1 protein-coding gene is annotated in these 1,439 nt (G+C 61.5%); it reads right to left on the bottom strand.

Going from position 1 to position 1,439, the window contains the following annotated elements:
* Positions 1–302: 302 nt before the first annotated feature.
* A complete protein-coding gene (locus tag VSR34_RS37895; RefSeq protein ID WP_342965176.1) occupies positions 303–1,433 on the bottom strand; it encodes an IS110 family transposase in 1,131 nt (376 codons plus the stop codon).
* Between the last annotated feature and the right edge of the window lie 6 nt (positions 1,434–1,439).

Genomic DNA, 1,439 nt, shown 5'->3' with positions numbered 1-1,439 from the left:
GGACTGATATGACTTCACGTGTCAATGGGAAGTTGGTTTTCAGCCTCTCGAGTACGTGTCATGTGAATTTCCTGAGGGCGACGTAGCAGTAAATCTCGACGGTGGGTCACACTGATATTCGCGGGTTGGCTACCGCATTACAGAGGTCCGCCCGACGAGCCTGCCGCTATCTAGGGCCGCAAATTGGATGTTATCCGTTGCGTAGTCCGTTCGCGGGTTACTCGCGTGCCGGGCTACGCCGCCTTCAGGAAACTCTTTCTCCAGTGGTTAGGGGAAGGTCAAGGGGGTGCTCAGGTGTCGTATTACGTCGCGCGTAGCTCGTGCGGTACAGCGAGCGACATCGCTAGTCGGCTGATGTCCCAGATAAACCCGCTGAGTTCGCGGGCGACCGCGACCACCGCGATGTTCCTCTCCTTGCCGCGCGCGACGAGTTTGCGATAACGCCGGCACAGTCGCAACTGCGCGTCCCAGGCGCGGTCGATGATGGGCTTGGGGATGCCTTCGTGTCGCCGCTGGATCTCGGGGCTCACGCGTGCCGGGTGCCGGTAGCTCCAGGCGGCCTCCACTAACAGCATTCTTGCATAGCTGTTACCCGTCTTGGTGATGCTGCCCTGACGCCGTTTGCTGCCGGAGGAATGTTCTGACGGGGTAACGCCGAGCCAGGCCATCAGCTGGCGCGGGTGCACAAAGCGCGAGAGATCGCCCAGCTCGGCGAGCATGCCTACGGCCGTAGTGAACTGCACACCGCGCATGGTCTGCAGGCCGAGGACCGCCGGATAGAAGCGCCAGTTGAGGACTGCCTCGCGCAGGGCGGCCTCGAGACGATCGCATTGCGCGAGGCGGTCCTCAATCGTGCGCCGAAGCTCGTCGAGCGCGAGTTGCTGCCAAAGGTTGTCGAATGAAAACGCGCTTACCCAGCGACGGTGCGCGGCCCCCCAGTCGGCACGACCCACATAGCGCACGCCATGCGAGAGCAGGAAGGCCTTCAGTCGTTGTCGCGCACGCTTCATATCGTCTTTGGCGCTCACCCACGCACGTGCCAGATCCCGAAACGCTTCATCGTCTACTGTGGGTACGTACACGGCTGACAAGTCGCCGTTACGGAGCAACCGCACCAGCTTGACGGCGTCGCGTCGATCGGTCTTGACTCGCTCACCCGGCTTTTTAGGAATCAGCGACGGTGCGCACACCATGCAGTCGAACTTCTTCTGCACGAGCTGACGGTAGAGCCCATAGCCGCACGGACCCGCTTCGTAGACGACGCGTACGTGGCGCGCTTTGGACTGCAAGCGTTTGCACAGGCGATCGATGTCGGTCTGCGTCGTCCCGATCCTGCCAAGCAGTTCGACCTCGCCCGAACCGAGCGCATATGCGACTGTGATCGAATCCTTGTGAACGTCCAGGCCGACGTATAGCGTGCTATCGTGTTCCATGCTGGC

Source organism: Paraburkholderia sp. JHI2823, from assembly GCF_038900695.1.
GTDB lineage: Bacteria > Pseudomonadota > Gammaproteobacteria > Burkholderiales > Burkholderiaceae > Paraburkholderia > Paraburkholderia mimosarum.
Note: the sequence above shows the minus strand (reverse complement) of the source record. Positions and strands in the feature narration are given on the sequence as shown.